Raw genomic sequence first — 1,435 nt, 5'->3', positions numbered from 1 at the left:
TTGTTGGTTTCCACGCAGAACTGATGGAGTGGATGCCCCCTCCCGACGGCATCGCGATGTGCCAAAGTGATGTTTGCAACAACGTCACTCAGAGGAGAGAGCATCCATGAATGAAGTTAGCATTGTAGGCCTTGACCTTGCAAAGCGGGTATTTCAGCTCCATGCTGCCAGCGCCGATGGCGGTTTGGTATTTCGTAGGAAGCTATCTCGCGTTCACGTCTTGGCTTTCTTCTCGGAATTGCCGAGGTGTGTCGTTGCGATGGAAGCATGTGCTACCGCGCATTACTGGGCTCGCGAGATCGGGAAGCTTGGCCATGAAGTTCGCTTGCTGCCACCCGCTTATGTGAAGCCTTTCGTCAAACGGCAGAAGAATGACGCGGCAGATGCTGAAGCCATTGTGGAGGCCGCCTTCCGCCCCTCGATGAGGTTTGTCGTGCCGAAAACGGAGAAGCAGCAAGCTTCTTCCATGATCTTTCGGACGCGCGATCTATTCGTGCGTCAGCGGACGCAGCTGATTAACGCCCTTCGTGCTCACTTGGCAGAACATGGGGTGATTGCACCGCAGGGGCTTGCAAGCCTGGCCGCGTTGAGGGTGATCGTGGAAGACGATGATAGCGGCCTTGATCTCCTGGTCGTGGAAACTGCCCGGATTTATTTGGAGCAGATTGATCTTCTAACTGCCCGTATCTCCAATCTGGAGAAGGTACTCAAATCTGAAGCTCAGCAATCGGATAATACCGCTCGGCTGATGTCAATGCCCGGCATAGGACCGATCACGGCCATGGCGATCGAGGCTTTTGCTCCAACCATGACGACGTTTCAGAAGGGACGCGATTTTGCAGCATGGCTCGGGCTTGTACCTAAACAACATTCGAGCGGTGGAAAGCAGGTGCTTGGCCGGACGTCGAAGATGGGACAGCGCGATATCCGACGGCTTTTGATTATCGGCGCAATGACGGTGATCCGATGGGCATGCCGAAAGCCCCCCTCCGAGAGCTCGTGGCTGGGGCGTATGTTGACGCGCAAGCCGCGTATGCTCGTTGCTATTGCGTTAGCCAACAAGATGGCACGATCCGTCTGGGCGATGATGACGAAGAAGGAGAATTACAAAGATTCCGGTCTCGTAACCGCGTAAGCAAAGCTAGCGATATAGCGAGACCGGATCGTCGGCGTGTGAGGAGATCAGCGAACGGTAAGGACAAGAGATTGGAAAGAGGGGTGGGAAATGCCGCCGGCTCAGTGAGCCTCGAGCTCGTAGAACTGATTTGCGCCAGCCCCGCTTAGCTCCATACCGGCCAGCAGTAATATCCAGACTGCATCAAAGGCCTGATACATGACCGCATCCAATCACACGTTCAAACCGCTCAAAGAAAAACTTGCATGAACGGGGGCATCCATACATGAGCCGGTTAGGCGCATAATTTCCATTGAGAAT

At 54.5% G+C, this 1,435-nt stretch carries 1 protein-coding gene; it reads left to right on the top strand.

All coding sequences use genetic code 11. From position 1 onward, the window contains the following. The first annotated feature begins 106 nt into the window (after window positions 1-106). Window positions 107-1,135: an IS110 family transposase gene (locus tag ACI3K0_RS30705; RefSeq protein ID WP_206829651.1), complete on the top strand. Its 1,029-nt coding sequence runs from the start codon at window positions 107-109 to the stop codon at window positions 1,133-1,135. Window positions 1,136-1,435: the final 300 nt, after the last annotated feature.

It is taken from the genome of Rhizobium sp. ZW T2_16 (assembly GCF_044987325.1).
Taxonomy (GTDB): Bacteria; Pseudomonadota; Alphaproteobacteria; order Rhizobiales; family Rhizobiaceae; genus Neorhizobium; species Neorhizobium cellulosilyticum.
Note: the sequence above shows the minus strand (reverse complement) of the source record. Positions and strands in the feature narration are given on the sequence as shown.